Source organism: Microbacterium telephonicum (assembly GCF_003651225.1).
Classification (GTDB): Bacteria; Actinomycetota; Actinomycetes; order Actinomycetales; family Microbacteriaceae; genus Microbacterium; species Microbacterium telephonicum.
Genome location: NZ_RCDB01000003.1, coordinates 144974 through 171199 on the forward strand (window position 1 = coordinate 144974; position 26226 = coordinate 171199).

General features: G+C 72.1%; 21 protein-coding genes, 1 tRNA gene and 1 other RNA gene. 6 read left to right on the forward strand and 17 right to left on the reverse strand.

The genetic code is table 11. The annotated features are described in order from the left end of the window. Positions 1-96 precede the first annotated feature (96 nt). The gene (locus C7474_RS10240) at positions 97-1488 is read left to right on the forward strand and encodes a threonine/serine exporter family protein (RefSeq protein ID WP_121059691.1); all 1392 of its coding nucleotides are present in this window, start codon (positions 97-99) and stop codon (positions 1486-1488) included. A gap of 376 nt (positions 1489-1864) precedes the next feature. Here the strand turns inward: C7474_RS10240 and C7474_RS10250 are convergent, their stop codons facing one another. Genes C7474_RS10250 through C7474_RS10260 form a run of 3 tightly spaced genes read right to left on the reverse strand, consistent with a single transcriptional unit; the run spans position 1865 to position 5632 of the window. Beyond that, entirely contained in the window at positions 1865-2881 is a 1017-nt protein-coding gene (locus C7474_RS10250) for a DMT family transporter (protein ID WP_241965206.1), read from the reverse strand. Positions 2882-2885: 4 nt separating this feature from the next. Then, on the reverse strand, positions 2886-3479 hold the full coding sequence (gene recR, locus C7474_RS10255; RefSeq protein ID WP_121059695.1) for a recombination mediator RecR: 594 nt from the start codon (positions 3477-3479) through the stop codon (positions 2886-2888). A 2-nt stretch (positions 3480-3481) separates the two neighbouring features. After that, positions 3482-5632 (reverse strand): DNA polymerase III subunit gamma and tau, encoded by a 2151-nt coding sequence (locus C7474_RS10260; RefSeq protein WP_199692428.1) that lies wholly within the window; start codon positions 5630-5632, stop codon positions 3482-3484. A 92-nt stretch (positions 5633-5724) separates the two neighbouring features. Between C7474_RS10260 and C7474_RS10265 the strand changes: the two genes are divergently transcribed. Further along, complete coding sequence (locus C7474_RS10265) at positions 5725-6810, forward strand: FAD-dependent oxidoreductase (RefSeq protein ID WP_121059699.1); 1086 nt, start codon at positions 5725-5727, stop codon at positions 6808-6810. Positions 6811-6831: 21 nt separating this feature from the next. Here C7474_RS10265 and C7474_RS10270 read toward each other — a convergent pair whose 3' ends face one another. From C7474_RS10270 to ffs, 5 genes are all read right to left on the reverse strand, one after another. After that, complete coding sequence (locus C7474_RS10270; RefSeq protein ID WP_121059701.1) at positions 6832-9381, reverse strand: glycoside hydrolase family 65 protein; 2550 nt, start codon at positions 9379-9381, stop codon at positions 6832-6834. 29 nt (positions 9382-9410) lie between these two features. Continuing rightward, on the reverse strand, positions 9411-10139 hold the full coding sequence (locus tag C7474_RS10275) for an HAD family hydrolase (RefSeq protein WP_121059703.1): 729 nt from the start codon (positions 10137-10139) through the stop codon (positions 9411-9413). 61 nt (positions 10140-10200) lie between these two features. After that, positions 10201-11400 carry an acetate/propionate family kinase gene (locus C7474_RS10280; RefSeq protein ID WP_121059705.1) on the reverse strand — a complete coding sequence of 400 codons (1200 nt, stop codon included), beginning with the start codon at positions 11398-11400 and terminating at the stop codon, positions 10201-10203. After that, positions 11397-13541: a phosphate acetyltransferase gene (pta, locus tag C7474_RS10285; RefSeq protein WP_121059707.1), complete on the reverse strand. Its 2145-nt coding sequence runs from the start codon at positions 13539-13541 to the stop codon at positions 11397-11399. Before pta ends, C7474_RS10280 begins: the two co-directional genes overlap by 4 nt. Positions 13542-13671: 130 nt before the next feature. Further along, positions 13672-13768: signal recognition particle sRNA small type (gene ffs / locus C7474_RS10290), an RNA gene on the reverse strand. A 114-nt stretch (positions 13769-13882) separates the two neighbouring features. Between ffs and C7474_RS10295 the strand changes: the two genes are divergently transcribed. The 3 genes from C7474_RS10295 to C7474_RS10305 are packed head-to-tail and all read left to right on the forward strand — an operon-like array spanning position 13883 to position 18414. Continuing rightward, positions 13883-14875 (forward strand): AAA family ATPase, encoded by a 993-nt coding sequence (locus C7474_RS10295; RefSeq protein WP_121059709.1) that lies wholly within the window; start codon positions 13883-13885, stop codon positions 14873-14875. Between the two features lie 13 nt (positions 14876-14888). Next, a complete protein-coding gene (locus C7474_RS10300; protein WP_121059711.1) occupies positions 14889-16133 on the forward strand; it encodes a DUF58 domain-containing protein in 1245 nt (414 codons plus the stop codon). Next, positions 16120-18414 (forward strand): transglutaminase TgpA family protein, encoded by a 2295-nt coding sequence (locus C7474_RS10305; protein WP_121059713.1) that lies wholly within the window; start codon positions 16120-16122, stop codon positions 18412-18414. The genes C7474_RS10300 and C7474_RS10305 overlap by 14 nt, the downstream gene beginning before the upstream one ends. 83 nt (positions 18415-18497) lie before the next feature. Here C7474_RS10305 and C7474_RS10310 read toward each other — a convergent pair. Beyond that, positions 18498-18589: transfer RNA gene (locus tag C7474_RS10310), tRNA-Ser, on the reverse strand. 14 nt (positions 18590-18603) lie between these two features. After that, entirely contained in the window at positions 18604-18786 is a 183-nt protein-coding gene (locus tag C7474_RS10315; RefSeq protein WP_121059715.1) for a hypothetical protein, read from the reverse strand. A 37-nt stretch (positions 18787-18823) separates the two neighbouring features. Here C7474_RS10315 and C7474_RS10320 point away from each other — a divergent pair, with 37 nt between their 5' ends. Further along, on the forward strand, positions 18824-19561 hold the full coding sequence (locus C7474_RS10320; RefSeq protein ID WP_121059717.1) for a DUF1684 domain-containing protein: 738 nt from the start codon (positions 18824-18826) through the stop codon (positions 19559-19561). A gap of 29 nt (positions 19562-19590) precedes the next feature. On the opposite strand, the gene C7474_RS10325 is transcribed toward C7474_RS10320, so the two are convergent. The 7 genes from C7474_RS10325 to C7474_RS10355 all read right to left on the reverse strand — a co-directional run bounded on the left by C7474_RS10325 (position 19591) and on the right by C7474_RS10355 (position 26207). Then, positions 19591-20481, reverse strand: a complete 891-nt coding sequence (locus tag C7474_RS10325) for an ATP-binding cassette domain-containing protein (RefSeq protein ID WP_121059719.1) — start codon at positions 20479-20481, stop codon at positions 19591-19593. After that, complete coding sequence (locus tag C7474_RS10330) at positions 20478-21257, reverse strand: ABC transporter ATP-binding protein (protein ID WP_121059721.1); 780 nt, start codon at positions 21255-21257, stop codon at positions 20478-20480. The genes C7474_RS10325 and C7474_RS10330 overlap by 4 nt, the downstream gene beginning before the upstream one ends. Next, on the reverse strand, positions 21254-22120 hold the full coding sequence (locus C7474_RS10335; RefSeq protein ID WP_121059723.1) for an ABC transporter permease: 867 nt from the start codon (positions 22118-22120) through the stop codon (positions 21254-21256). Before C7474_RS10335 ends, C7474_RS10330 begins: the two co-directional genes overlap by 4 nt. Then, positions 22117-23076 carry an ABC transporter permease gene (locus tag C7474_RS10340; RefSeq protein WP_121059725.1) on the reverse strand — a complete coding sequence of 320 codons (960 nt, stop codon included), beginning with the start codon at positions 23074-23076 and terminating at the stop codon, positions 22117-22119. Before C7474_RS10340 ends, C7474_RS10335 begins: the two co-directional genes overlap by 4 nt. A 79-nt stretch (positions 23077-23155) precedes the next feature. After that, positions 23156-24718 (reverse strand): ABC transporter substrate-binding protein, encoded by a 1563-nt coding sequence (locus tag C7474_RS10345; RefSeq protein WP_121059727.1) that lies wholly within the window; start codon positions 24716-24718, stop codon positions 23156-23158. Between the two features lie 146 nt (positions 24719-24864). Beyond that, the gene (locus C7474_RS10350) at positions 24865-25653 is read right to left on the reverse strand and encodes an SDR family NAD(P)-dependent oxidoreductase (RefSeq protein ID WP_121059729.1); all 789 of its coding nucleotides are present in this window, start codon (positions 25651-25653) and stop codon (positions 24865-24867) included. Beyond that, complete coding sequence (locus C7474_RS10355; RefSeq protein ID WP_121059731.1) at positions 25653-26207, reverse strand: NYN domain-containing protein; 555 nt, start codon at positions 26205-26207, stop codon at positions 25653-25655. Before C7474_RS10355 ends, C7474_RS10350 begins: the two co-directional genes overlap by 1 nt. Between the last annotated feature and the right edge of the window lie 19 nt (positions 26208-26226).

The window sequence follows — 26226 nt, forward strand, 5'->3', positions numbered from 1 at the left end:
CGGAGCCGCCCATTCCGACCCGACCATGTGACGACGCGCCGACTACCATCGAGACAGCCGCATCCCCCTGCGGACAGCACCCCGAGTGGACCCCTCATGCCGACTCCGAATCGCCTTCTCTCGTCGCTGCGGGGGCTCGTCCACGCGGGCCCGGATGCCGCGGCGACCGAGATGCTGCCGGTCGTCGACGACGCCCTCACCGTGAAGATCCTCGACCTCGCGATCCGTATCGGCGAGACGATGCTCGTCGCCGGCGCCCCGGCGAGCGAGGTGACTCTCACGATCGTGCGCGTCGCGGGCGCGTATGGCGTCAAGCCCGTCAGCGTCGACGTCACGTACAACTCCATCACCGTGGCACACCATCGCACCGGCACCGACCGGCCCATCACCCTGATGCGCGTCGTCCGCGGGGCGGTCCCCGACCACACGAAGCTGCAGCTGCTGCAGGCGCTCGTCGCCGAGATCGCCGCGGGGCTGCCGCTGGAGGACGCGCTCGAGCGGGCGCGCCGTATCCGGCGCACCCCCTTCCGGTACGGTCCGCTCGTCGTCGTCTCGGCGCAGGCGCTGCTCGCCGTCGGCGTGGCCGTCATGTTCGGCGGCAATTGGCTCGTGCTGACGATGTCGTTCGTCGCGGCCGCGCTCGCCGCGGTGACGCAGTTCGCCCTCGCGAAGGCCTCGGTGCCCTACTTCTTCAGCCAGATCGCGGGCGCCTTCGTGCTCACCCTGGTCGCGGCGACCGCGCCGCTGCTGGCGGCGACCGGCTGGGAGGCGGCGGCGGGGCTGCGCCCGTCGGTGATCGTCGCCGCCGGTATCGTCCTCATGCTCGCGGGCCTCACCGTCGTCGGTGCGGCGCAGGACGCGATCGACGGGTTCGCGCTCACCGCGATGGGCCGCATCCTCGAGCTGACCACGAACACCCTCGGCGTCGTGGTGGGCATCCTCGCCGGCCTCGAGGCGGCACGCGTGCTCGGGCTCGGCATGGCGGCGCCGAGCGACGCCCTGCCGCTGGGGCCGGTACCACTGCAGTTCGCGGGCGCCGCGCTCATCGCGATCGCCGTCGCGGTGTTCAACGGCGCCGGCATCCGCATCGTCGTGGTGAGCGTCGTGCTGAGCCTCATCGGCTGGGCCGGCTACAGCGCGGTGGTCGCGGCCGGTCTCGACCCCGCCGCCGGTGCCGCGGTCGGCGCGTTCGCGGCGAGCCTGGTCGGCATCCTCCTCGCGTTCCGCCTGCACGTGCCGTCCGTCGCGATCACGACGGCGGCGATCCTGCCGATGGTGCCGGGCGCCGCGGTCTTCCGCGGGCTGCTGACGGTGGTGGAGTCGGGCGACGACACGACGGCACTGCTGACCGGGGCGGGCACGCTCGCGGCCGCGGCGACGATCGGTGCGGCGCTGGCCGTCGGCGCCTCGCTCGGCATCTACCTGGGCCAGCCGATGCGCGCGTCGCTGGATTCCGTTCTGCGCTCGCGCGCGCGACTGCGGGGGTGAGCGGACGCTAGCATCGGCGCATGGACGCCCTGGAGGCCTGGCACGAGTTCGACGTCGCGATGCTGGGCGCCACGGCGGCGCTCGCCGGACTCGTGATCGTCGCCGCCAGCGTGAACATCGAGGTCATCATCAAGGCCGCCTCGCTCACGGCTCGGCTCGCGTCGGCGATCGCGGGGCTCGTGCTGGCGATCATCGTCTGCGCCGTCGGGCTCGTCCCCTCGCTGGATGCCGTGGCCTACGGCTGGATCGTGGTGGCGGCCGCCGTGCTCGCGGCGCTGTTCGGCGTCGATGCGACCGTGCGGATCTTCCAGAACCGGCACCCCGAGAACCGGCTGCGCGCCGGGAAATCGCTGGTGGCGTTCCTCGCTCCGGCCGTCTACGCCGTGGGCGGGGTGCTGCTGGTCGTCGGAGACGTGGGCGGGCTCGTCTGGCTGGCCGCCGGGTCGATCGCGGCGATCGTCACGTCGCTGTTCGTGTCGTGGGTCGTGCTCGTCGAAGTGCTGCGCTGAGCCCGCCATCGGATGACGCCGCCGGTACCGGCCAACCAGCATCCGACGATCACGATCGGGAACCCGATCAGCAGCCCGACGCTGAGGTGCTCCCCCAGCACGATCGCGCCGAGCAGGATCGCGACGACCGGGTTGACGTAGGTGAACAGCGGGGCGCGCACCGGACCGACCTCGGCGATGAGTGCGAAGAAGGCGACGAACGCCACCGCCGTGCACAGGACCGCCAGCAGGATGAGAGCGACCCCGCTGCGGATGCTGGGCATCTCATGCTGGGTGAGGCCGGCCAGCGGCAGGTAGAAGAGTCCGACGGCGACCAGTGCCAGGGTGATCGTGCCGATCGCCGGCACGTCGGCGAGCTTGGTGGCGACGATGAACGGTGCGATCGCGTACAGCAGCGCGACCAGCAGCACCTCCCCGACGGCCACGAGGCCCGGCGCGCCGGCGACGGCGAGTCCGGGACCGGCGACGATGACGACGAGTCCGACGAAGCCGAGGGCGAGCCCGGCGATCCGGGACGGCCGCAGCGCCGAACGGTCACCGCGGCCGAAGGCGATGAGTGCGGCGAAGAGCGGGACGGTGGCCACGAGCAGGCCCGTGAGTCCCGACGGGAGCGTCTGCTCGGCGTGACCCAGCAGGAGGAAGGGCCCGGCCATCTCGATCGCACCGAAGGCGAGCACCCACGGCCACTTCTTCAGCGCGGGGCGCAGCGCCCGGCGGTGCAGCGCGATCGGCAGCAGCACGAGCGCTCCCAGGAGCGTGCGCCCCGCCACGACGGTGGCCGGGGTGAGCGTGTCGACGGCCTCTTTGATGAACAGGTACGGGACGCCCCACACGACCGCCATCACGGCGAAGAGGATCCAGCCTCGCGTGGTGAAGCCGGACATGGCCTCAGAGCACCCGTCGCCCCTCGAACGCGCGGCCGAGGGTGACCTCGTCGGCGTACTCGAGGTCGCCGCCGACCGGCAGACCCGACGCGAGGCGCGTGACGCGGATCTCGAGGGTGTGCAGCAGACGGCTGAGGTAGGTGGCCGTCGCTTCGCCTTCGAGGTTCGGGTTGGTCGCGAGGATCACTTCGGTCACCGTGCCGTCGGCGAGGCGCTGCATGAGCTGCGCGATGCGCAGATCGTCGGGACCGATGCCCGCGATCGGGCTGATCGCGCCGCCGAGCACGTGGTACAGACCCCGGAACTCGCGGGTGCGCTCGATCGCCGAGACGTCCTTCGCGTCTTCGACGACGCAGATGAAGCTCTGGTCGCGGCGCGGGTCGCGGCAGATGGCGCACCGGTCCTGCTCGGACACGTTGCCGCACAGGTCGCAGAACCGCACGCGCTCACGCAGCTCCCCCAGCAGCCGGGAGAGTTTGGAGACGTCGAAGGTCGGGGTCTGCAGGATGTGGAAGGCGATGCGCTGCGCCGACTTCGGGCCGATGCCGGGAAGGCGGCCGAACTCGTCGATCAGGTCTTGGACGATGCCGTCGTACATGCTCAGGCGAACCTCGTCGGAGCCGAGTACGGCTCTTCACGCACGAAGGTCGCGCCGAGCACCTGCCGCACGACCGACTCGCCGACCCGCTCGATGCCGGGTCGGCGGGGCGCGGCCGGAGGCTCGATCACGATGCGCGCCGGGATCGGCGCGTCGTCGTCGATCGGCGGCGGGGCGTCGTCGTCGTCGTCGGGCGCGTCGGCGTCGGTGTACTGCGGTGCCGGCTCGGCGGGCAGCACGACCCCGTCACGGGCGGGCGCGACGGTGAGCACGGGCGCCGCGGCGGCCTCTTCGGGTTCGTCGTCGATCGCCAGCGGCGGCACGGAGGCGTCGCCGCCGGGGATGGGGGCGACGGCCCACTCGGTCACCGGGGCGGCCGCGGATGCCGACGGGCGCGCTGTGGGCGCGCCGCCCACGGCGGCACCTCCACCGCCGCGCACGGGCGCGGAGGCGGGCACCGGCGCGGCGACCGCGGATGCCGGCGCTGCCGCTGCGGCGGCCGTCGCGCCGGGGCCGCCGGTCGGGCCGGCGCCGCCGCCCGGACCGGAGGACGGACCACCCCCGCCGGAGGGGTCGGCGTCGTGCCGGGCGACGTACTTGACGCGCACGCCGAGCACCTCGAGGATCGCGCCGCGCAGGTCTTCGCTGGGTCCCTTGCCGCCGGCGAGCTTCTTGAACGACGCGACGTCGGCCTGGCTCTGGAAGGCGAGGGTGAGCACGTCGTCGGAGAACGCGACGGGGCGTGCCGCCGTCGCGAGCATCCACGACGAGCGACTGACGGGCTCGAGTCGGTGGAGGACCTCGGGCCAGGCGTCGCGCAGCTGCGCGAACGTGATCGGGCCGGCGGGGACGACGGGGGCCGGGGCGACCGGCTCGGCCGGCACCGGAGCGGCGGGCGCCGCGGTCGCGGGCGCCCCGGACGGGGCAGCCGCCGCGGGCACGACCGCAGGGGCCGACGCCGGCGCGGACGCCGGGGCCGGCGTCGGGGCGGACGCGGGGGCCGCAGCCGGCGCCGGGGCGACCGCGGGTGCGGGCGCTGCCGCGGCGATCTGACCGGCGGAGGCGAGCACGCGGGCGACGAGCAGTTCCAGCTGCAGGCGCGGCGAGGTGGCGCCGCCCATGTCGTCGAGGGCCTTCGCGACGATGTCGGCGATGTGCGACAGGCGCGCGGCGCCGAAGACCGCCGCCTGGCGGTTCATCCGCTCGAGCTCGTCGGCGGGGATCCCGCGCAGCACCGCTGCGGCGCCGGCGCCGGTGGCGGCCACGATGATGAGATCGCGCACCCGCTCCAGCAGGTCGTCGACGAAGCGGCGCGGGTCCTGTCCGGTCTGCACGACCCGGTCGACGGCCGCGAACGCGGCGGAGGCGTCGGCGGTGCCGAACGCGTCGACGACCTCGTCGAGCAGCTCCGCGTGGGTGTAGCCGAGCAGGGCGACGGCGCGGGCGTAGGTGACGGCGCCGGCCTCGGAGCCCGCGATGAGCTGGTCGAGCAGCGAGAGCGTGTCGCGGGGCGATCCGCCGCCCGCGCGCACGACGAGCGGGAGCACTCCCGGTTCGACCTGCACGCCCTCCGCCGTGCACAGCTGCTCGACGTATTCGAGCATGGGTCCCGGCGCCACGAGGCGGAACGGGTAGTGGTGGGTGCGCGAGCGGATGGTGCCGATGACCTTCTCGGGCTCGGTCGTCGCGAAGATGAACTTGACGTGCGCCGGCGGCTCTTCGACGAGCTTGAGCAGGGCGTTGAAGCCCTGCGCGGTGACCATGTGGGCTTCGTCGAGGATGAAGATCTTGAAGCGGTCGCGTGCCGGGGCGAACACGGCGCGTTCGCGCAGGTCGCGGGCGTCGTCGACGCCGTTGTGCGACGCCGCGTCGATCTCGACGACGTCGAGCGATCCCCCGCCGCCGCGGCTGAGTTCGACGCAGCTGTCGCACGTGCCGCAGGGCGTGTCGGTGGGACCCTGGGCGCAGTTGAGGCAGCGCGCGAGGATGCGGGCAGAGGTCGTCTTGCCGCATCCGCGCGGACCCGAGAACAGGTACGCATGTCCGACGCGGTCGCCGCGCAGCGCCGTCATGAGCGGGTCGGTGACCTGCGACTGCCCGATCATCTCGCCGAACGTCTCGGGCCGGTAGCGGCGATACAGGGCGGTGGTCACGCAGAACAGACTACGGCGTGCGTCCGACATCGCGGCGCGCCGTCGACGCCCCGGTGGGAACAGCGCACCGGGGTCGGCGGTTGCATCCTGTCGTGGCAGCCACCCCCGTCGACGTCGCCGTGATCGGCGCGGGCCAGGCGGGCCTGTCGGCCGCCTACCATCTGCGCCGTCGCGGCTTCGCGCCGGACTCCGCCGCAGGCTCGTCGTTCATCGCGCTCGACGCCGACGCGGCTCCCGGCGGCGCCTGGCAGCACCGCTGGGCGTCGCTGCACATGGCGACGGTGAACGGCATCCACGAGCTGCCCGGATTCCCGGTGCCGGCCGCGGATCCCGCCGCCGAGGCGCGCGCCGTGCTGCCCGCGTACTTCGCCGCCTACGAGGAGCGCTTCGACCTGCGCGTGCGGCGTCCCGTGCGCGTCCGCGCGGTGACCCGCGCCGACGACGACCCGCGGGGCCGGCTGCTCGTGGCGACGGATGCCGGCGACTGGGCGGCGCGGTACGTCGTCAACGCGACGGGAACCTGGCGTCGCCCGTTCTGGCCGGCGGTCGCCGGGGCGGCAGGGTTCCGTGGGCGCCAGCTGCACGTGCACGACTACGTGTCGGCCGAGGAGTTCGCCGGCCGGCGCGTCGTGATCGTCGGGGCGGGAGTGTCGGCGGTGCAGCTGCTCGAGGAGATCTCGCACGTCGCCGAGACGTTCTGGGTCACGCGCCGGGAGGTGCGGTGGGACGCCGCCGAGTTCGACACCGCCGCGCGCATCGCGGCGATCGCCGGCGTCGAAGAGCGCGTGCGCCTCGGGCTCCCACCCGGCAGCGTCATCTCCGTCACCGGCCAGCACTGGACGCCGTGGGCACGCGCCGCGCAGCAGCGCGGCGTGCTCGTGCGGCATCCGATGTTCACGCGCATCGAGCCGGACGGCGTGCGGATGCCGGACGGCACGCTCGAGCGCGCCGACGTCATCCTGTGGGCCACCGGGTTCCGCGCCGACATCGGGCACCTCGCGCCGTTGGGGCTGCGCACCGCCGCGGGCGGCATCCGAGTCGCGGCAGGTCGCGCCCTCGACGAGCCGCGCCTGTTCCTCATCGGCTACGGCCCGTCGCAGTCGACGGTCGGCGCCAACCGCGCCGGACGCGACGCGGTGCGCGCGATCCTCGCCGAACGCGCACCGGTCGCCGTCTGACTCAGATGTCGACGCCCCGGCTCAGCTGTCAACGCCCAGGTTCGCGCCGTCGGCGGGATGCCCGGCGACGGGCACCGCGCCGGTGATGATCGGGATCGACGTCGTCGCCGTCGTGACGGGCACCGACGCCGACAGCACGGTGCCGTCCTCGCGCAGCTGCTCGCCGATGTCCCCGATCGTGGGGCGTCCGGCGCGCAGCGGGCCCTGCCCGCGGAGTGCGACGGCGACCGTCTCCCCCGCCGCGACGGTGTAGCCGTCACCGCGCACCGAGAACGGCACGGGGTCGCCCTCGCCCGCGGTGATCCGCAGCTCGTCGGCGGTGATGCGCACCTTCAGCGGCGTGCCCTGCCAGTGCAGCGTGTACGAGAGCGACGGCCAGTCGGCGGGGAGCCGCGGGTCGAAGCTCAGGTCGCCGACGTGGTCGCGCATGCCGCCGAAGCCGGAGACGAGCGCCGTCCACACGCCACCGGCGGAGGCGACGTGCACGCCGTCGGACGCGTTGTTGTGCAGGTCGCCGAGGTCGACGAAGATCGACTCCCGGAAGTACTCCAGGGCGAGGTCCTGGTAGCCGACCTCGGCCGCGAGGATCGACTGCACGACCGCCGACAGCGTCGAGTCGCCGGTCGTCAGCGGGTCGTAGTAGTCGAAGTCGGCGAGCTTCTCCTCGGCGGTGAAGTGGTTGCCCTGCAGGAAGAGGGCGAGCACGACGTCGGCCTGCTTGAGCACCTGGTACCGGTAGATGACGAGCGGGTGGAAGTGCAGCAGCAGCGGCCGCTGCGCGCTCGGGGTGTTGTCGAGGTCCCAGACCTCCCGCTCGAGGAACACGGCGTCCTGCGGGTGGATGCCGAGCCCCGCGCTGAAGGGGATGTGCATCGCCTCGGCGGCCGCCTCCCACGCGTCGGCCTCGGCCGGGTCGAGGGAGAGCCGGTCGACCATCTGCGCGTAGTCGGGCCCGTCCTGCTGGGCCATCTCGCGCACGACCCGCGCCGCGAAGCGCAGGTTGAAGCGCGCCATCACGTTCGTGAACAGGTTGTCGTTGACGACCGTCGTGTACTCGTCGGGGCCCGTCACGCCGTGGATGTGGAAGACCTCGGGGTCGCCGTGCTCGGTGAAGCGCCAGAACCCGAGCGTCGCCCACAGGCGCGCCGTCTCCACGGCGATGTCGACCGCCTCGCGGCGGAGGAACTCGTCGTCGCCCGTGGCCCGCACGTACTTGGCGAGGGCGAAGCTGACGTCGGCGTTGATGTGGTACTGCGCGGTGCCGGCGGCGTAATACGCCGACGCCTCCTCGCCGTTGATCGTGCGCCACGGGAAGAGGGCCCCGGCCTCGTTGAGCTGGCCGGCACGGCGCCGCGCGGCGGGGAGCATGAGGTACCGCATCCGCAGCGCGTTGCGGGCCCACAGCGGCGTCGTGTAGGTGAGGAACGGGAGCACGTAGATCTCGGTGTCCCAGAAGTAGTGGCCCGAGTACCCCGACCCCGACACGCCCTTGGCCGGCACGCCCTGCCCGTCGGCGCGGGCGGCGGCCTGGGCGAGCTGCCACAGGCACCAGCGCGTGGCCTGCTGCAGGTCGTCGTGACCCTCGATCTCGACGTCGGAGCGCTCCCAGAACGCCGTGCACCAGGCCGCCTGGCGGTCGTACTGGCGCTGCACGCCCTCGGCGCGCACCCGGTCGAGCGTGCGCCGACCGCGGTCGACGAGCTCCCGGGCGGGCACGCCCCGGGACGTGTGGTAGCTGACCAGCTTCGTGATGGTCACCGGCACGCCCTGCTTGGCCTGCACCCGGAACACGTTCTTCGCGATGTCGGGTTCGACGAGCGAGCGCGCCGAGTACTCGTTGTCGGTCTCGACGAGGTGGTCGGCGACGACCGCGATCGTCATGCCGGATGCCGTCACCCGGTACGACAGGGCTGCGCGACCGCCGTCCTGCCAGTACTCCTGCGGCTGCAGCACGCGGTCGTGCATCTTGTCGGACTTACGCGGGTCGAAGCCGCCGCCGGCGGCCTTCTTCGCGTAGGCGCCGCCGTAGACGTCCTCGCCGTCCTGCCGGTTGATGACCTGGCAGTTGACGGTGACGGGAGCGTCGGAGTTGAGCACCGTGACGGTCAGGCGCATGACGGCGAGGTGCTTCTCCTCGAACGAGACCATGCGGTCCACGTCGATGACGACGTCCTTGCCGCTGGGCGTCATCCAGCGCACGTGGCGGGTGAGCACACCGGTGCGGAAGTCGAGGGCGCGCTCGTACTCGCGCACGTCGTCGACGTCGAGGGCGAGCGGCTCGTCGTCGACGTACACGCGCATCACCTTCGCGTCGGGCGCGTTGATGATCGTCTGCCCCGTCTCGGCGAAGCCGAACGCCTGCTCGGCGTGGCGGATCGGGAACACCTCGTGGAAGCCGTTGACGAACGTGCCGTGCTCGTGCGCCTGGCGCCCTTCCGGGTGGTTGCCGCGCAGCCCCAGGTAGCCGTTCCCGAGCGAGAACAGCGTCTCGGTCACGCCGGTGTCCTCGAGTGAGGTGTGGTTCTCGACGAGACGCCAGGGGTCGACGGGGAAACGATCGCGGTCGATCATGCGGTCCTTTCGGGGAGATCGCGGAGAAGTCAGGCGAGGAATTCGGCGAGGTCGTCGACGACGACGTGGGCGCCGCAGGCGCGCAGCGCCTCGGCGCCGGCGCCGCGGTCGACGCCAACGACGAGGGCGTAGCCGGCCGCCGCGGCGGACTGCACGCCGGAGTGGGCGTCCTCGACGGCGACGCTGCGGGCGGGGTCGACCCCCAGCATCCGCGCCCCCTCGGCGAACACGGCGGGATCGGGCTTGGACGGCAGGTTCTCGCGTTCGGCGACGACCCCGTCCATCACGACCGGGAAGCGGTCCCGGATGCCGGCGACGCGCAGCACCTCTTCGGCGTTCTTCGAGCTCGACACGACCGCGATCGGGACACCGGCCGCCTGCAGGCGCTCGACGAGGGCGAGCGAGCCCGGATACGGGGCGATGCCGTCCTCGCGCAGGACGCGGGAGAACACCTCGTTCTTGCGGTTGCCGATGCCGCACACGGTGTCGGCGGACGGCGGGTCGGCGGGCTCACCCCAGGGCACCTCGACGTCGCGCGAGCGCAGCAGGCTCGCGACGCCGTCGTAGCGCTTCTTGCCGTCGAGGTGCACGAAGTAGTCGTCCTCGGTGTAGGGCGGCTCGATCCCCCACGCCGTGAACAGCTCGGTGAACATGCTCGCCCAGGCGTGCATGTGCACTTCGGCGGTCGGGGTCAGCACGCCGTCGAGATCGAACAGCACCGCGTCGTAAGCGGTCAGGTCGGGGAGATCGTTCGCCACTGGGCCAGCGTAGTCGGATGCTGTTACGAGCGGGTGAAGCGTCGGCGACGAGGCGGGGCGCTCAGCCGGCGGTCGCGACCGACAGGGTCTGCCGGGCGATCTCGAGCTCTTCGTTGGTGGGGACGACGAGCACGGTCACGGCGGAGTCGTCGGTCGAGATGACCCGGGTGTCGCGGCGGCGCTCCTCGTTGCGGACCGCGTCCACGTGCACCCCGAGGAAGCCGAGGGTCTCGAGGGCCGCGGCGCGCACGAGCGGCGAGTTCTCGCCGACGCCGGCGGTGAAGGAGATGACGTCGACGCCGCCGAGCTGGGCGATGTAGGACCCGAGGTAGGCGCGCAGGCGGTGGATGTAGACGTCGAAGGCGAGCATCGCCGCCCCGTCGCCGGCCTCGCGGCGGTCTTCGATGTCGCGCATGTCGGAGACGCCGGCCAGGCCGTAGACGCCCGAGCGCTTGTTGAGGAACCTGTCCAGGTCGCCGGGCGACATCTCCTCGCGGCGGGCGAGCACGAGCAGCACCGACGGATCGATGTCGCCGGAGCGGGTGCCCATGACGAGGCCCTCGAGCGGGGTGAGCCCCATCGAGGTCTCGACCGACAGTCCGCCGTCCACGGCGGTCACCGACGCGCCGTTGCCGAGGTGCAGGACGATCTGCTTGAGCTCGCGCAGCGGCTTGCCGACGTACTCGGCGGCGGCCTCGCTGACGAACTTGTGGCTCGTGCCGTGGAACCCGTACCGGCGGATGCGGTGCTTGCGGGCGAGGTCGCGGTCGATCGCGTAGGTGTAGGCCGCGGGCGGCAGCGTCTGGTGGAACGCGGTGTCGAACACCGCGACGTGTGCCAGCTCGGGGAACGCCGCCCGCGCCGCGCGGATGCCCTGCACGGCGCCGGGGTTGTGCAACGGCGCGAGCACCGACAGCTCGTCGATGTTGATCTCGACGAGGTCGTTGATGAGCGTCGGGTGGAAGAATCGCGCCCCGCCCTGCACGACGCGGTGTCCGATCGCGGTCGGCGGGTTCTCGGTGAGCGAGGGGCCGTGCTCCTCGAACGCGCGCAGCATGACCGCGAAGCCGGCGGCGTGGTCGGGGATCGGCAGCTCCGCCTCGCTCTTCGTGTCGCCCTCGACGTTCTTGTGAGTCGCCGCCCCGACGCTCTCGCCGATGCGCTCGACCAGACCCGACGCCAGCGGCATCTGGGTCTCGACGTCGATCAGCTGGTACTTGAACGACGACGAGCCGCTGTTGATGACGAGGACGACGGTCATGCGGACGCTCCCTGGTTCTGCGCCTGGATGGCGGTGATGGCGATGGTGTTGACGATGTCGTCGACGAGGGCGCCGCGCGACAGGTCGTTGATGGGCTTGTTCAGACCCTGTAGCACGGGCCCCATCGCCACGGCTCCGGCCGAGCGCTGCACGGCCTTGTACGTGTTGTTGCCGGTGTTCAGGTCGGGGAAGACGAACACGGTCGCCCGTCCGGCCACCTGCGAATCCGGCATCTTGGTCGCCGCCACGGCGGCGTCGGCGGCGGCGTCGTACTGGATCGGGCCCTCGACGAGCAGCTCGGGCGCACGCTCGCGCACCAGGGTGGTCGCGGCGCGCACCTTGTCGACGTCCTCCCCCGACCCGGACTCGCCGGTCGAGTACGACAGCATCGCCACGCGCGGGTCGATGCCGAACTGGTGGGCCGTCTCGGCGGAGCTGACGGCGATGTCGGCGAGCTGCTCGGCGCGCGGGTCGGGGATGACGGCGCAGTCTCCGTAGACGAGCACGCGGTCGGCGAGCGCCATGAGGAAGACGCTGGAGACGACCGAGACGCCGGGACGGGTCTTGATGATCTCGAACGCCGGGCGGATGGTGTGGGCCGTCGTGTGGGCGGCACCGGAGACCATGCCATCGGCCAGGCCCAGGTGCACCATCATCGTGCCGAAGTACGACACGTCGGTGACGGTGTCGGCGGCGCGCTCGTAGGTGATGCCCTTGTGCTTGCGCAGTTCGGCGTACTCGGTGGCGAAGCGGTGCACGTGGTCGGGGTCGTGCGGGCTCAGCACGGTCGCCGCGGAGATGTCGAGGCCCAGTTCGGTGGCCCGACCCCGCACGCTCGCCTCGTCGCCGAGGATGACGAGGTCGGCGATGCCGCGGGCGAGCACGGTGGCCGCGGCGCGCAGCACACGGTCATCGCCCCCTTCGGGCAGCACGATGCGCTTGCGGTGCGTGCGCGCGCGCTCGAGCAGGCGGTACTCGAACATGAGCGGGGTGACGACGCTGGAGCGGGCGAGGCCCAGCGAGGCGGTGAGTTCGGCGGTGTCGACGTTCTGCTCGAACAGGGCGATGGCGGTGTCGAAGCGGCGCTGCGACCCGGCGGCGAGCCGTCCGTTCGTGCTCATGACCCGCACGGCGGTGTCGTAGGTGTCGAGGTCGGTGCGCACGATGGGCAGCGTCGACTCGAGGCCCGCCATGAGTTGCTGCACGGCATCCGGCAGGTCGAACGGGCCGTTGAGCACAATCGCGGCGATCGACGGGAAGGTGCCGGCGGAGTGGGCCAGGAGGATCCCCAGCAGCACCTCGGTGCGGTCGGCCGGGACGATGACGATCGCGCTGTCGCTCAGGCGCGGCAGCACGTTGTTCAGCGACATGCCGGCGATCACGACGTCGACGACCTCACGGTCGAGCAGCTCGTCGTCGCCGCGCAGCAGCCGCCCGTCGAGGTTCAGCATGATGTCGCGCACCGACGGGGCGACGAGGAACAGGTCTTCGGGCAGCGCCCACACCCCGACCGCGGCCTCGCGGTGGCCGTCGGCGGCGGGGACGTCCTGCACGACCGAGCGGATCGTGGCGGTGATCTCGTCGAGGCGCGTCGGGTCGGCGCGGTTGGTGATCACCGCGAACAGCTCCGCCTTGTTGTGCGCGAGCTCCGGAAGGGCCAGCGCCGTCAGCTGGCCGAGCTGCTCGGGCGTGCGCGCGACGCTCATCCCGAGACGCTCACCCTGTCCTGCCCGACCGTTGACCACGAGCAGCACGGGGGCGCCGAGGTTCGCGGCGATGCGCGCGTTGTAGCCGAGCTCCGAGGTCGAGCCGACGTCGGTGAAGTCGCTGCCGACGATGACGACCGCGTCGCACTTGGCCTCGACGGCCTTGAAGCGCTCGACGATCTTCGACAGGGCGGCATCCGCGTCGCGTCGCACCTCGTCGTAGGTGACGCCGATGCACTCGTCGTAGTCGAGGTCGACGCCGACGTGGTCCAGCAGCATCTCGAGCACGTAGTCGCGCTCCGACGTGGACCGCGCGATCGCACGGAAGACGCCGACCCGCGGCGTCGTGCGACCGAGGGCGTCCAGCACCCCCAGCACGATCGTCGACTTCCCCGAGAGGCCTTCCACGGACGTGATGTAGATGCTCTGAGCCACCCGCTCAGCCTAGGGTCGGCACGCTGTGGGCGACCAGGGAGCGACCGGGAGAAAACCTGCCGCACCCCCGGCACCGGCTCCATCCAGGCGAATGCGGATGCGGAGGGTGAGGCGTCGGTCGGCGGGGAAAAGAAAAGACTCTCCGCGAACCCGGCAGAGCCTGGTTACCCTTGCTACGTTTCCGTCCTGGGGGAGTTGGCCTGGGTGCCGCCTCGCGGAGAGCTGACCCCAGTCTAGCCGATCGATCCGGGCGCGAGATCCGCCAGGAGATGCTCAGCGACACGGTACGGACGGCGGGTTAGCATCGATTCACGCGCATCCGACGCGTACGAGGGGGTCGCATGACGCAGTCCGCCGCGGGGTCTTCTCCCGTCACCGCCGAAGTGTTCGCCGAGGAGACCGAGGCCATCGTCTCGTCGGTCTCGCGCGTCATCGACGGCAAGCCCGCCGCCGTCCGCGCCGCCCTGGTGTGCCTGCTCGCCGAGGGGCATCTGCTCATCGAGGACGTGCCCGGCGTCGGCAAGACGATGCTCGCCCGGGCGCTGGCGGGATCGGTCGACGCGACGGTGCGCCGCATCCAGTTCACCCCCGATCTGCTCCCCGGTGACGTCACCGGCGTGAGCGTCTTCAATCCGGTCGACCGCTTCTTCGAGTTCAAGCCGGGTGCGATCTTCGCCCACCTGGTGATCGCCGACGAGATCAACCGCTCATCGCCGAAGACCCAGTCGGCGCTGCTGGAGGCGATGGAGGAGCGCCAGGTCACCGTCGACGGCGTCTCCCACGCCCTCCCCGACCCGTTCCTCGTGGTCGCGACCCAGAACCCGCTCGAGATGGAGGGCACGTACTCCCTGCCCGAGGCGCAGCGCGACCGCTTCATGATGCGCATCTCGATGGGGTATCCGGATGCCGCGGCCGAAGCGCTCATGCTCCGCCAGCGCGACGCGGTCAACCCGCTCGACGCGATCACACCGGTGATCGACGCCGTCCGCGTGCGGGAGCTGATCGGGTGGGCGCGGAGCGTGCACGTCTCCCCCGCCGTCGAGGAGTACGCCGTGGGCCTCTCGCGCGCGACCCGTTCGCACCCCGACCTGCGACTGGGGGCGAGCCCGCGCGCGACGCTGCAGCTGGTGCGCGCCGCGAAGGTGTGGGCCGCCCTCGACGGCCGCGAATTCGTCATCCCCGACGACGTCGCGACGCTGCTCGAACCCGTCTTCGCGCACCGCGTCATCGCCGCCCGGTCGTCGGCAGCGCGCGGGCGCACCTCCGCCGAGGCGATCGCGTCGGTGCTGCAGTCGATCGCGGGCGCCGTGCGCGTGCCGCTCGCCACCCGCTGAGGCCGGCGCCGTCGTGTCTCGCTGGCCGCTGACGGTGCGGGGAACGGGAGCGGTGCTGCTCGCCGTCGCGTGCTTCTTCCTGGCCCACGAGTTCTCCATCCCGGAGCTGCTGTACGTGTGCGTGCTGCTGCTGGCGGTCGTGGCGGCGAGCGTGCTCACCGTGCACCTGGTCGGTCGTTCGGAGTCGGTGACGCGCGCCTTCCTGCCCGACTCCGTCACCGTGGGCCGCACGGTGCGCGTGCGGCTCGACGTGACGGTGCGCTCGGCGCTGCCGGCCGCACAGGGGACGTGGCGCGACCAGCTCCCCGCCGGTCTCGACGGCGACGCCGGCGGCGTGTTCCCGGCGCTGTCGTCGGCGACCGGCACCCGGTCGGAGGCGGTCGCGCTCGAGTACGAGATCGAGGCCCAGCGGCGCGGTGTGCGCACGGTCGGGCCGCTGACGGTGACCTCGACCGATCCGTTCGGCTTCGCCCGGCGTCGCCACGTCGTCGGCGGCCCGGTGTCGTTGACGGTCGCGCCGGCGATCGTCGACCTCGGCGCAGTCGGCGATCTGCCCGGCGAGGCGGGCGGCAGTGTGCACACCTCCACGAACCAGCTGGGCCAGGGCGCCGACAACCTCGTGCCGCGTCACTACGTACCGGGCGATTCGATGCGCCGCATCCACTGGCGGGCGAGCGCGCACCGCGATGAGCTCATGGTGCGTCAGGAGGAGCAGGAGACGACGCCGCAGGCCGTCGTCGTGCTCGACCGCGGCATCCACCGGTGGTCGCCCGAGGCCTTCCGCGCGCCGGGCGAGGATCCCGGGTTCGAGGAGGGGGTGAGCGCGGCGATCTCGGTCGTCGCCCGCCTCGCGCACGAGGGGTTCACGGTGCACCTTCTCGACGTCGACGGCGCCGAGCTCGGCGACCGCGTCGAGGCACACGATCTCGCGGGCGTCGAGGTGCTCGCCGCCGACCTGGCGACGACCGTCGCACGCCGGGACCTGCCGCTCGAGCCGCTCGTGCGTCGCTTCCAGGCCACGATGACCGGACCGCTCGTGCTCGTGACCGGACGCATCGACGAGGCGGATGCCGAGGTGCTCGCCCCGTTGGCGGCGCACAGCGCGCTGCCGGTGCTGCTGGCGGTGGCGCCGCAGCACGACGCGCTCGAGCGCGCTGCGCGGGCGGGCTGGCGCGCCGCGGTCGTGCACCCGGACGGCGACCTCGCCGCCTCGTGGGCCGCCGCCGTCGAACGGGGGGCGAGCCGTGTCGACGCGTGAGAGCCCGGGACGATCCCGGCGCGGCCTCCGGTCGCGCCTCGCGCGCGATGCCGCCGCGCCGCGCCGCGACGGGGTGCTGACCCTCGCGCTGTGGCTGTCGATCGTCGCCTCGGTCGCGCCGCTGCTGTCGGTGGTGGCGGCCGGAACGTGGCTGCTGGGGGTGACGACCGGCGCCGCGGTTCTACTGGGCATCGGATACGGCATCCGCCGGGCGGGGCTGGCCTCGGGGGTCGCGACGGCCGTGCAGGCGGGCCTGTGGCTGCTCGGCACCACGCTGTTCTTCTTCACCGACGACGCGCTGCTCTGGGTGATCCCGACCGGGGACGTCGTGCACGAGGCGACGCTGCAGGTGCAGCAGGCCTCGAACGAGATCCTCGTCGGGGTGGCGCCGCTGGAGCCGACGTCGGCGGTGACCTTCGTCCTCGTCGCCGCGATGGGACTGCTGACGATCGCGCTCGACCACGTCGTGGTGACGGCGCGGATGCCGCTGCTGGGCGCCGTGGCGCTCATCGCGGTGTGGCTGATCCCCGCCATCGCCGTGCCGTCGGCCGTCAACGCGATCGGCTTCGCCCTGCTGGCCGCGGCGCTGCTGTTCCTCATCCGTGCCGAGACGCGCACGCGCGAGGCGCCCGCGGTGGAGCGGCGCTCGGCCGGCGTCGCGGCCGTCGCCGCCACGATCGGTGTCGTCGCGATCGTCGCGGCGCTCGTCGGGGGCTCGGCCCTGCCGCCGCCGACGGTGACCGCGGGCGCGGGCCTGCCCGCCAGCATCGACCCGACCCTCGAGCTCGGCGACGACCTGCGCCAGCGCAGCGACGTGCCGGTGCTGAGCGTGCGCTCCGACGCACCGACCCTCCCCTACCTGCGCGTGACGACGCTGTCCGGTTTCGACGGCGCCGTGTGGCAGCCCGACCGACTGCGCTCGGTCCCCCTCGAGGAGGGCGGGTTCGGTCCGGTCGAGGTGGCCGAGGGCGTGCGCGTCACCGAGTACCGCACGAACGTGACGGTCGAGCAGCTCAACTCCGTCTACCTGCCGGTCTCGTTCCCGGCCGTGTCGGTGACCGGGCTCGACGGCCAGTGGCGCGCCGTGCCGTTCAGCCGCACGGTGCGCACCGGGCAATCGAATACGCAGGGCCAGGAGTACGAGATCGTCACGCATGTGCCGCGGCCGACGCTCGAGCAGATCCAGGCCGCCGACGCACGGCTGGCGGAGTCGCGGGTCGGCGTCTACGCACTGCCCGCCGGCACTCCCCTGTCGATCGTGCGCACCGCGCAGGAGGTGACCGCCGGCGCCGTCACCGACTACGACAAGCTCGTCGCGCTGCAGGACTGGTTCCGCGGCCCGGAGTTCTCCTACTCGCTCAACGCGCCCGTCGCGGAGGGCTTCGACGGCACCGGGTCGGACGCCGTCGCCGACTTCCTGGAGGTCAAGTCGGGGTACTGCGTGCACTTCGCCGGCGCGTTCGCCCTCATGGCCCGAGCGCTCGACATGCCCTCCCGCATCGCGATCGGCTTCCTCCCCGGCAGCTACACGGGCGAGCGGGTCGACGACGAGCGGGTGGGCGAGGTGACGACGAGCCAGCTGCACGCGTGGCCCGAGGTGTACTTCACCGGCATCGGCTGGGTGCCGTTCGAGCCGACGAAGAGCCTGGGCGTGGCGACCGACTTCCCCGCCGAGACCGAGCCGGTGCCCGACGACGGCGGCACCGACGTCGCCGACGGGCCGACGCCGTCCACCGCGCCCACTTCCGCGTCGCCCGCGCCCTCGACGGCGCCCGACCGCCCGATCGACGACGAGGCGGGTCCGCTCGGCGAGTCGGCCGCGACCGTGGACTTCGGCCCGTACTTCGTCGCGCTGGGCACGGTGCTGCTGGTCGCGATGCTGCCGCTGCTGGCGGGCGCCGTACGACGCCGCTGGCTGCGGGCGCGAGGTGACGCACCCTCGGCGTGGCGTTACCTGCAGGACGCGGCGATCGACCTCGGCATGCACGTGCCGGCATCCGAGTCGCCGAGGGCGTTCGGCGCCCGGCTCGTCGCCGAGGGGTCGGCGGATGCGGCGGCGATGCGGCGTCTCGTGGCGGTGATCGAACGGGCGAGCTATGCCGCGGCGACGGGTGCGGCGGGTGCGTCGGGTGCGTCGGCGGACGGCCCGGATGCCTTCGCGGATGCGGTCGCGGTTCGTGCCGCGATGCTCGCCGCCGCCGACGGCGGCGTGCGCGCCCGCGCGCTCCTGCTCCCCCGCTCACTCGTCGTGCGCCCGGGATCCGCCTTCGCTGCGGGCTGACACGAGGCTGACGACGGGTCGCGCCGCGTCGCGCCCCGGAAAGCGAAGAGCGCCGCCCCGGCTCGGGGGCGACGCTCTTCAGGTGGCGGAAGTGACAGGATTTGAACCTGCGAGGCGAGTTACCCCGCCTACATGGATTCCAGCCATGCTCCTTAGGCCGCTCGGACACACTTCCAACGGAAGAGTTTATCAGTCGGATCCGGCTCGTCCGACCAGCATCCGGATGACGAAGAACACGATGACGGCGACGACCGCGACGACGAGCAGTTTGAAGACGAAGGCGAGCAGCCCGAACAGCACGTTCACGAGCCACCAGGCGATGACGACGGCGAGGATCACTCCCAGGACGGTCCAGACGGTGTTCTTGGTCACGCGTCCAGCCTAGATCGCGGGCCGGTAGCGTGAAGGCATGAGCTCCACCGCGCCCGAGAAGACCGCCGTCGCCGCACGCTGGGAGGCGGTGTCGGCCCCGCACGGCATTGCGTCGCTGCGCCACACGCACTGGCTCGACCAGACGCCGCGCGCGTTCGAGGGTGCTCCCGGCCGGTGGTCGGCGGACGCCGGCGAGGTGCGCGGGACGGGGCTTCCCGAGCGCGGCGACGTCGCGCTGGCCCCGTTCGAGACGGTGCACGAGGGCCGGCTGCTGCTGCGCGCGTTCTTCCGCGACGGCGCGTTCGCGCTGCGCGTCTACGACCCCGAGGCGCCCGGGCGGCTCTCGCTCACCGGGATCGAGACGTTTCCCGAGAGCGAGGGCGCGTGGCGGTTCGCCGGGCGCTTCGTGCCGGCATCCGACGGCGAGCAGATCACGGTCCGCAGCGTCGACGGGCACGAGCGCGCCGTCGCGGCGACCGGCACGGTCGCCTTCGAGATCGGGGGCACGCCCGTGGAGCTGTCGGTCTCCGGCGACGACACCGGGTTCGAGGCCGTGATCGCCGATGCGACGGCGCAGGACGGCGCGTACCGGTTCCGGTTCCTGCCGATCGATCTGCCGGGTGCGGACGGCGCGGTCACCGTCGACTTCGCGCGCGCCTACCTGCCGCCGTGCGCCTTCAGCGACCAGTACGTGTGCCCGCTGCCGCCCGCGCAGAACCGCTTCGCGTTCGCGATCCCCGCCGGCGAGCGCCGCGCGCTGCACGCCGAGGGCTGAGCGCGGACTTTCTCGGGGGCTCAAGGAGCTCAGCGGGCGACGTAGTGGCCGGAAGCGACCTCGGTCAGCGGGGCGTCCTCCGGGACGTCCGTCGCTTCGGCGGGGCGGGTCGCGATCTGCGCGAGGCGCTCGCGGGCCCGCGCCGGGTCGGGCACGAGCACCGCTTCCAGCAGGCGCTGCGTGTACGGATGCCGGGGCTCGGCGAACAGGGCCGCCGTCGGCGCCAGCTCGACGATGCGCCCGCGCCGCATGACCGCGGTGCGCGTCGCGATCTCGCGGACGACCGCCAGGTCGTGCGAGATGAACAGGTACGTCAGGCCGAACTCGCGCTGCAGCTCCTGCAGCAGAGTCGTCACCTGCGCCTGCACCTGCATGTCGAGGGCCGAGACCGGCTCGTCGCACACGATGAAGCGCGGCCGCGGCGCGATGGCGCGGGCGATCGCGATGCGCTGGCGCTGCCCGCCGCTGAACGCGCGGGGCCGCTTGTGCACCGCGTCGCCCTCGATGCCGACGGCGGCCAGCGACTCCCGCGCACGGTCGGCCGCGGCATCGGCGGAGAGGTCCGCAGTGACCTGCAGCGGCTCGAGCACGTTCTGCAGCGCGGTGCGGTGCGGATTCAGCGACGAGAACGGGTCCTGGTAGATCACCTGCACCGACCGTGCGAGCGCGCCGGGCGCGTCGACCGCACCGGCGGCGGCGACGGTCACGGTGCCCGACGTCGGCTTCTCGACCTGCAGGATGAGGCGACCGAGTGTGGACTTGCCCGAACCGGACTCCCCCACGACCCCGAGCGTCTCCCCCGCGTGCACATCGAGGTCGACGCCGGCGACGGCGTCGAGCGAGCCGGTGACCCGCCCCCAGGCGTTGCGCACCGGGTACGTCTTGCGGACGCCCGAGACGGACACGAGCACGTCGCTCACAGTTCCCCCCGATCGGGCGCGGCCGCCAGCAGCGACCGCGTGTACGGATGCTGCGGCGCCTCGAACACGGTCTCCACCGTCCCGCGCTCCACGATGGCGCCGTCCTTCATGACGGCGACGTCGTCGCACAGCGCCGCCACGACACCGAGATCGTGGGTGACGATGACGATCGTCAGGTCGCGTTCGCGCTGCAGTTGACGCAGCAGGGCGAGGATCTCGGCCTGCACCGTCGCGTCGAGGGCGGTCGTCGGCTCATCGGCCAGCAGCAGCCGCGGGTCGGCGAGCAGGCTCATCGCGATCATCGCGCGCTGGCGCAGGCCCCCCGACAGCTCGTGCGGATAGCGGCCGAACACGCGCTGCGGGTCGGGCACACGCACGGCGGCGAGCGCGTCGATCGCCTGCCGCTTCGCCTCGGCCCGCGACACTTTGCGGTGCCGCCGGGCGACCTCGACCAGGTGGGTGCCGATCCGCGCGAGCGGGTCGAACGAGGTCATCGGGTCCTGGAAGACCATCGCGACCGGCATCCGACGCTTCGCGTCGATCGGGGCGCCGTCGAAGGTCGCCGTCCACGTCCGCGTGGCACCGTCCGGGAGGATGTCCATGACCGCGCGCAGCAGCATCGTCTTGCCCGACCCCGATTCCCCGACGATGCCGAGGATGGCGCCGCGCTCGACGTCGAGGGACTGCGAGTCGAGTACGCGGAATGTGCCGCCCGAGGAGCCCCGGCGGGCGGGAAGGTCGACGGTCAGGTCGGTGATGCTCAGCAGCGCGCTCATGCGTCGTCCCTCTCCACGATCGCGCGTCGCAGGGCGTCGCCGAGCACGTTGAACGACAGCACGGTGAGCATGATCAGCAGACCCGGGATCAGCGCGAGCCACGGGTTGCGGGCGAGCGCGCCCTGCGCGCTCTCCAGGAGCGACCCCCACGAGGCCATCGGCGGCTGGATGCCGAGGCCGAGGAAGCTGAGGGCGGATTCGGTGAGCATCGCCGAGGAGATCGTCGCGGCGGCGGCCACGATGATGGTGGGCGCAGCATCGGGCATCACGTGCCGCCAGACCACCCGACGCGGCTTCTCACCGAGGAAGCGGGCGTACCCGACGTAGGTGCGTTCGCGCAGCGACAGCGTCTCGGCGCGCACGAGCCGCGCGGTCGGCATCCACGCGAACAGGCCGATGACGAGGATGATCGTCCACAGTCCCGGCCGCAGGAACACCGAGGCCACGATGACGAGCACCATCCACGGGATCGACGACAGGAAGTCGACGAGGCGCATGAGCGTCTCGTCGAGCCAACCGCGGGCGTAACCGGCGACGAGGCCGACGAGCACGCCGATGCCGGTCGCGGCGAGCATCGCGAGCACGCCGACGGTGAGCGAGATGCGTCCGCCGTAGACGACCCGCGCGAAGTAGTCGCGGCCGAGGTCGTCGGTGCCGAACAGGTGCTCGGCGCTGGGCGGCTGCCAGCGGGCGGCGAGGTCGGTCGTCGTCGGATCCAGCGGCAGGAGCGGGGCGAGCAGGCTCACCGCGGCGAGCACCGCGAGGAAGACGGCGGCCGCGATCGCCGGCAGCGAGCGCAGCGACCGGCCGTGCTGGCGCACCGACGCGAGGGCGACGGGGCCGGTGGTGTCGGACAGGGTCATGAGGCACCCCCGATGCGGATGCGCGGATCGACGACGACGTAGAGGATGTCGGCGATGAGGTTGCCGACGATCACGAGCACCGCCGAGAGCATGAGCACCGCGAGGATCACCGGGTAGTCGAGGCTCTTGGTCGCCGAGAGGAAGTACGGTCCGATGCCCGGCCAGGCGAACACCGACTCGGTGACGATCGCGCCGGTGACCAGCAGCGGCAGGGCCAGTCCCAGCTGGGTGATGATCGGCAGCAGCACGTTGCGGCTCACGTGGAAGCCGAGGATGCGGCCGCGCGAGGCGCCGTAGGCGCGCTGGACGAGCACGTAGTCCTGCGCGGTCTGGGTGATGGTCGCCGAGCGAACGTAGCGGGCCAGCTCGGGGAAGAAGGCGACGACGAGCACCGTGAACGGCAGCACGAAATGCAGCAGGAAGTCGACGGGGTCGCCCTCCTTGCCGACCGAGTGCATGCCGATGATCGGGAACCAGCGCAGCGCGTAGCCGAAGACGTAGATGAGCAGGAGCGCGAACCAGAACGACGGCGTCGCGATGCCGATGCCGGCGAGTGAGTCGATGACGCGGTCGGCGAGCTTGCCGCGACGGGAGCCGGCGATCAGGCCCAGCGCGACGGCGAGCACGAGGGCGGCGAGGTAGGCGGGGGCGACGAGGATGATCGTGTTGGGGATGCGGGCGGCGAGTTCTGCGGTGATGGGCTGACGGCTCGTGAGCGAGTAGCCGAGGTCGCCCTGCAGCACGTTGCCGAGCCACGACAGGTACTGCACGATGACGGGCTGGTCCAGGCCGTAGCGCTGCCGCATGATCTCGACGGTCTCGTCGGACATGTTCGGCGTCGTGATCGAGTCGACGACGTCGTAGGGGGCGAGCTGGATGAGGAAGAACACCACGAAGGTGAGCACCAGCAGCATCGGGATCACCTGCGCGAGGCGACGGAGGATGAAGCGGGTCACGGGCGTTTCCTGGGTGGGGCGGGTGGGGACAGGCGGATGCCGTGGGCGGGAGCTCGGCCCGCCCACGGCATCCGGTGTATCACTTCTCGGTCAGCAGACCGAAGTTCTCGAGCGTGTAGATCGGCACCGTGCGGGCCTCGTCGACGCCGCCGATGCGGGAGTTGACGGCGAGGATCTTGAGGTTGTCCGCGAGCGGGTAGACGACGGCATCCTGCGCGATCTGCGCCTGCAGATCGGCGTAGACGGCCTTGCGCTTGTCGGGGTCGAGCTCGGTCGCCCCCTGGTCGAACAGCGCGTCGGTGGCCGGGTTGGAGTAGCCGAAGTAGTTCGCCGAGGCGCCCGAGCGGTACAGCAGGCTGTACGCGTCGGGGTCCTGACCCATGATGTAGCCGCCGAGGAACGCGTCATACTGCGACGCCGCGCCCTTCTCGATCTCGGTGTAGACGGCCTGCGGCTCGACGCCCGCCAGCTGCACGCGGATGCCGATCGCCTGCAGCTGCTGCTGGATGATCGTGGCCTGGGTGGTCTGCACCGGGTCGGCGCCGGCGTAGGCGAGGGTGAACTCGACGTCCTGCACGCCGGACTCGGTGAGCAGCTTCGCCGACTCGTCGGTGTCCTGCTCGTACTTCTCGACGTCTTCGGTCGCGAACGGGTTGCTCGGCGGGAGGATCGTGTACGCCGGCTGGTAGTACTCGTCGGACAGGAATGCGGCGGTGTCGATCTCTTCGCGGTCGAGGGCGTAGAAGATGGCCTGGCGCACCTTCGGGTCGGTCAGCTTCGCGGCGTTCAGGCCCAGGTAGGCCACGCGCCCCTCCGCGTACGGGTAGATGTCGACGCCGGATGCGGTCAGCTCGTCGATCTGGTCGGCGGTGACGAACGAGGCGTCGGCCTCACCGGTCTGCAGCGCCGTCTTGACGGTGTCGGCGTTGGCGACGATGCGCAGCGTCAGCTCGGGGATGTTCGGCTTCGGGCCGTAGTAGTTCTCGTTCGCCTCGAACGTGAGGTACTGGCCGCGCTCGTACTTCGTGAGCTTGTAGGGGCCCGATCCGACGGCGGCCGGGTCGAGCTCGGCGGCGGAGAAGTCGGTGACGTCCTTGTAGACGTGCTCCGGGATGATGTAGGTCTCCGTCGCGATGTTGCTGAGGGCGGCGGCGCTGATGGACGGCAGGTGGAAGACGACGGTCTTCTCATCGGTCGCCTCGGCGGTGATCGGCTGGTCGCCCACCCACAGCAGGTCGGCGTTGCCGTTCTCCTTGACCGCCTTGTTCGTGTAGGTGAACACGACGTCGTCGGCGGTGACCGGCTCGCCGTCAGACCACAGCAGGCCGTCCTTGAGCACGACGGTGACCGACAGGCCGTCCTCGGCGGGGGTGATCGTGTCGGCCAGCTCGTTGACGACGGTGCCGTCGCCCTCGACGCGGGCCAGCGGCGAGTAGACGAGGTTCGTGACGGTGAGGCCCCAGCGGTCGCTGACGTTGATCGGGTTCAGCGACGTCGGGTCGCTCGCGATCGCGTAGGTGAAGCTGCCGGTGGCGGCGCTGGTCGAGGGCTCGGTCGTCGTGCCGGCGCTCGGCGCGCAGGCGGTGACCGCCAGCGCGGCGGCGGCGATGACCGCAGCCAGTCCGAATCGTCTCTTGTGCATGGGTGTCCTCAGCTGTGTGTGGGTGCCGCGTGGTGCGCGAAGCTGTGTGATGTGCGCGATGGCGCACTCCAAGGCTAAGCGGATTGCCCAGTCGGGCATTCCCTTCGGTGTCGAACTGTGACGTCGCGCGGCCGTGCCGCGGCGTCTCACACGCCCGTCTGCGTGTACTTGCCGCCGTTGACGAGCAGGTAGGCGCCGGTGACGCCGGCGGCGAGCTCGCTCAGGTAGAACGCGATGACGTCGCCGATGTCTTCGGGGTGGGGGCGCTGTCCGAGCGGCAGCTCGCGGGTGTACGACCGGGAGCCCTCCGACGCCTCGTCGGCGGCATCCGCGATCATCCAGCCGGGAGCCACCATGTTGACGGTGACTCCGCGGGGCGCGAGTTCCGCGGAGAGGCTGCGCGACAGGCCCACCATCGCGCCCTTCGCCGCGGTGTAGGGCGACCAGCCCGCCGGCGAGGAGTTCCACAGCTCGGAGACGACGTTGACGATGCGGCCGCCGCCGGCGCGTTCGAATGCCGGAAGCGCCGCCTGGGTGGTCGTGACGACGGCGCGCACCGCGAAGTCGTACATGCGGTCGTAGTGCGCGAGGGTCGCCTCGTCGAAGTCCTTCTGCTGGTCGCCGGCGATGGCGTTGTTGACGACGGCGTCGAGCCGGCCGAGCGTGCGCTCGATGTCGTCGACCATCGCGGCGACGGATGCCGGGTCGCGGACGTCGGCGCCGAATGCGGCGGCCGTGCCTCCGGCGGCGCGGATCTCGGCGACGAGGGCATCCGCGCCCTCGCGGCTGGCGGCGTAGTTGACGGCCACCGACGCGCCGTGGTCGGCGAGGCGGCGCGCGATGCCGACGCCGGCGCCCCGGCCGGCGCCGGTGACGAGCACGACGCGACCGTCGAGCAGGTGGGCGGTGGCTGCGGTGACCGGTGTCGCGGGCATCAGTCGAGGAACTCTGCCGGGTCGAACTGCTCGATCGGGATGACGCGCACCCGCGGCAGGGTGACGTCGAACGCGTGGGCGTCGTACTCGATGTCGAACAGCTCGATGCCGGGGATCGCCGAGAACTCGGAGCTGCGGAACTCGTGGAAGCCGAGCACGCCGACGCGGCGGCGTCCGTCGGCGAGCGCGCCGACCTCGTCGACGAAGTCGCGGTCGTGGCTGACGAGCACGACGTCGGCGTCGCGCGCTTCGAGTGCGCGCAGCGTGCGCTGTATGGCGAGGTCGACGACCTTCGCCTCGGCGGGGCCCGACAGCGGCACGGGCCGGTACCCGAGGGCGAGCAACGCCTGCACGAACGGCATCGGCAGGTGGGTCGACGCGTTCAGGAAGAACAGCCCCTGCGCGTGCTGGTCCCAGCGCTCCTCGATGAAGCCCAGCAGGCGGTCCCAGCGGGGACGCTCGTCGGACTGCGGGCGTCGGCCGAGGATCGAGCCGCCGAGCGTCGCGTCGATGTTCTCGCCGTCGACGAGGATCCAGGTGCTGCGTTCCGCCACGGAACCTCCAGTGTTCGCA

What these genes read in the sequence shown, in the direction of transcription:
- C7474_RS10240 (WP_121059691.1), top strand. Translation starts at nt 97, where the DNA reads ATGCCGACTCCGAATCGCCTTCTCTCGTCGCTGCGGGGGCTCGTCCAC.
- C7474_RS10250 (WP_241965206.1), bottom strand. Translation starts at nt 2,881, where the DNA reads ATGTCCGGCTTCACCACGCGAGGCTGGATCCTCTTCGCCGTGATGGCG.
- recR (WP_121059695.1), bottom strand. Translation starts at nt 3,479, where the DNA reads ATGTACGACGGCATCGTCCAAGACCTGATCGACGAGTTCGGCCGCCTT.
- C7474_RS10270 (WP_121059701.1), bottom strand. Translation starts at nt 9,381, where the DNA reads ATGATCGACCGCGATCGTTTCCCCGTCGACCCCTGGCGTCTCGTCGAG.
- C7474_RS10280 (WP_121059705.1), bottom strand. Translation starts at nt 11,400, where the DNA reads ATGACCGTCGTCCTCGTCATCAACAGCGGCTCGTCGTCGTTCAAGTAC.
- C7474_RS10295 (WP_121059709.1), top strand. Translation starts at nt 13,883, where the DNA reads ATGACGCAGTCCGCCGCGGGGTCTTCTCCCGTCACCGCCGAAGTGTTC.
- C7474_RS10320 (WP_121059717.1), top strand. Translation starts at nt 18,824, where the DNA reads ATGAGCTCCACCGCGCCCGAGAAGACCGCCGTCGCCGCACGCTGGGAG.
- C7474_RS10330 (WP_121059721.1), bottom strand. Translation starts at nt 21,257, where the DNA reads ATGAGCGCGCTGCTGAGCATCACCGACCTGACCGTCGACCTTCCCGCC.
- C7474_RS10335 (WP_121059723.1), bottom strand. Translation starts at nt 22,120, where the DNA reads ATGACCCTGTCCGACACCACCGGCCCCGTCGCCCTCGCGTCGGTGCGC.
- C7474_RS10345 (WP_121059727.1), bottom strand. Translation starts at nt 24,718, where the DNA reads ATGCACAAGAGACGATTCGGACTGGCTGCGGTCATCGCCGCCGCCGCG.
- C7474_RS10350 (WP_121059729.1), bottom strand. Translation starts at nt 25,653, where the DNA reads ATGCCCGCGACACCGGTCACCGCAGCCACCGCCCACCTGCTCGACGGT.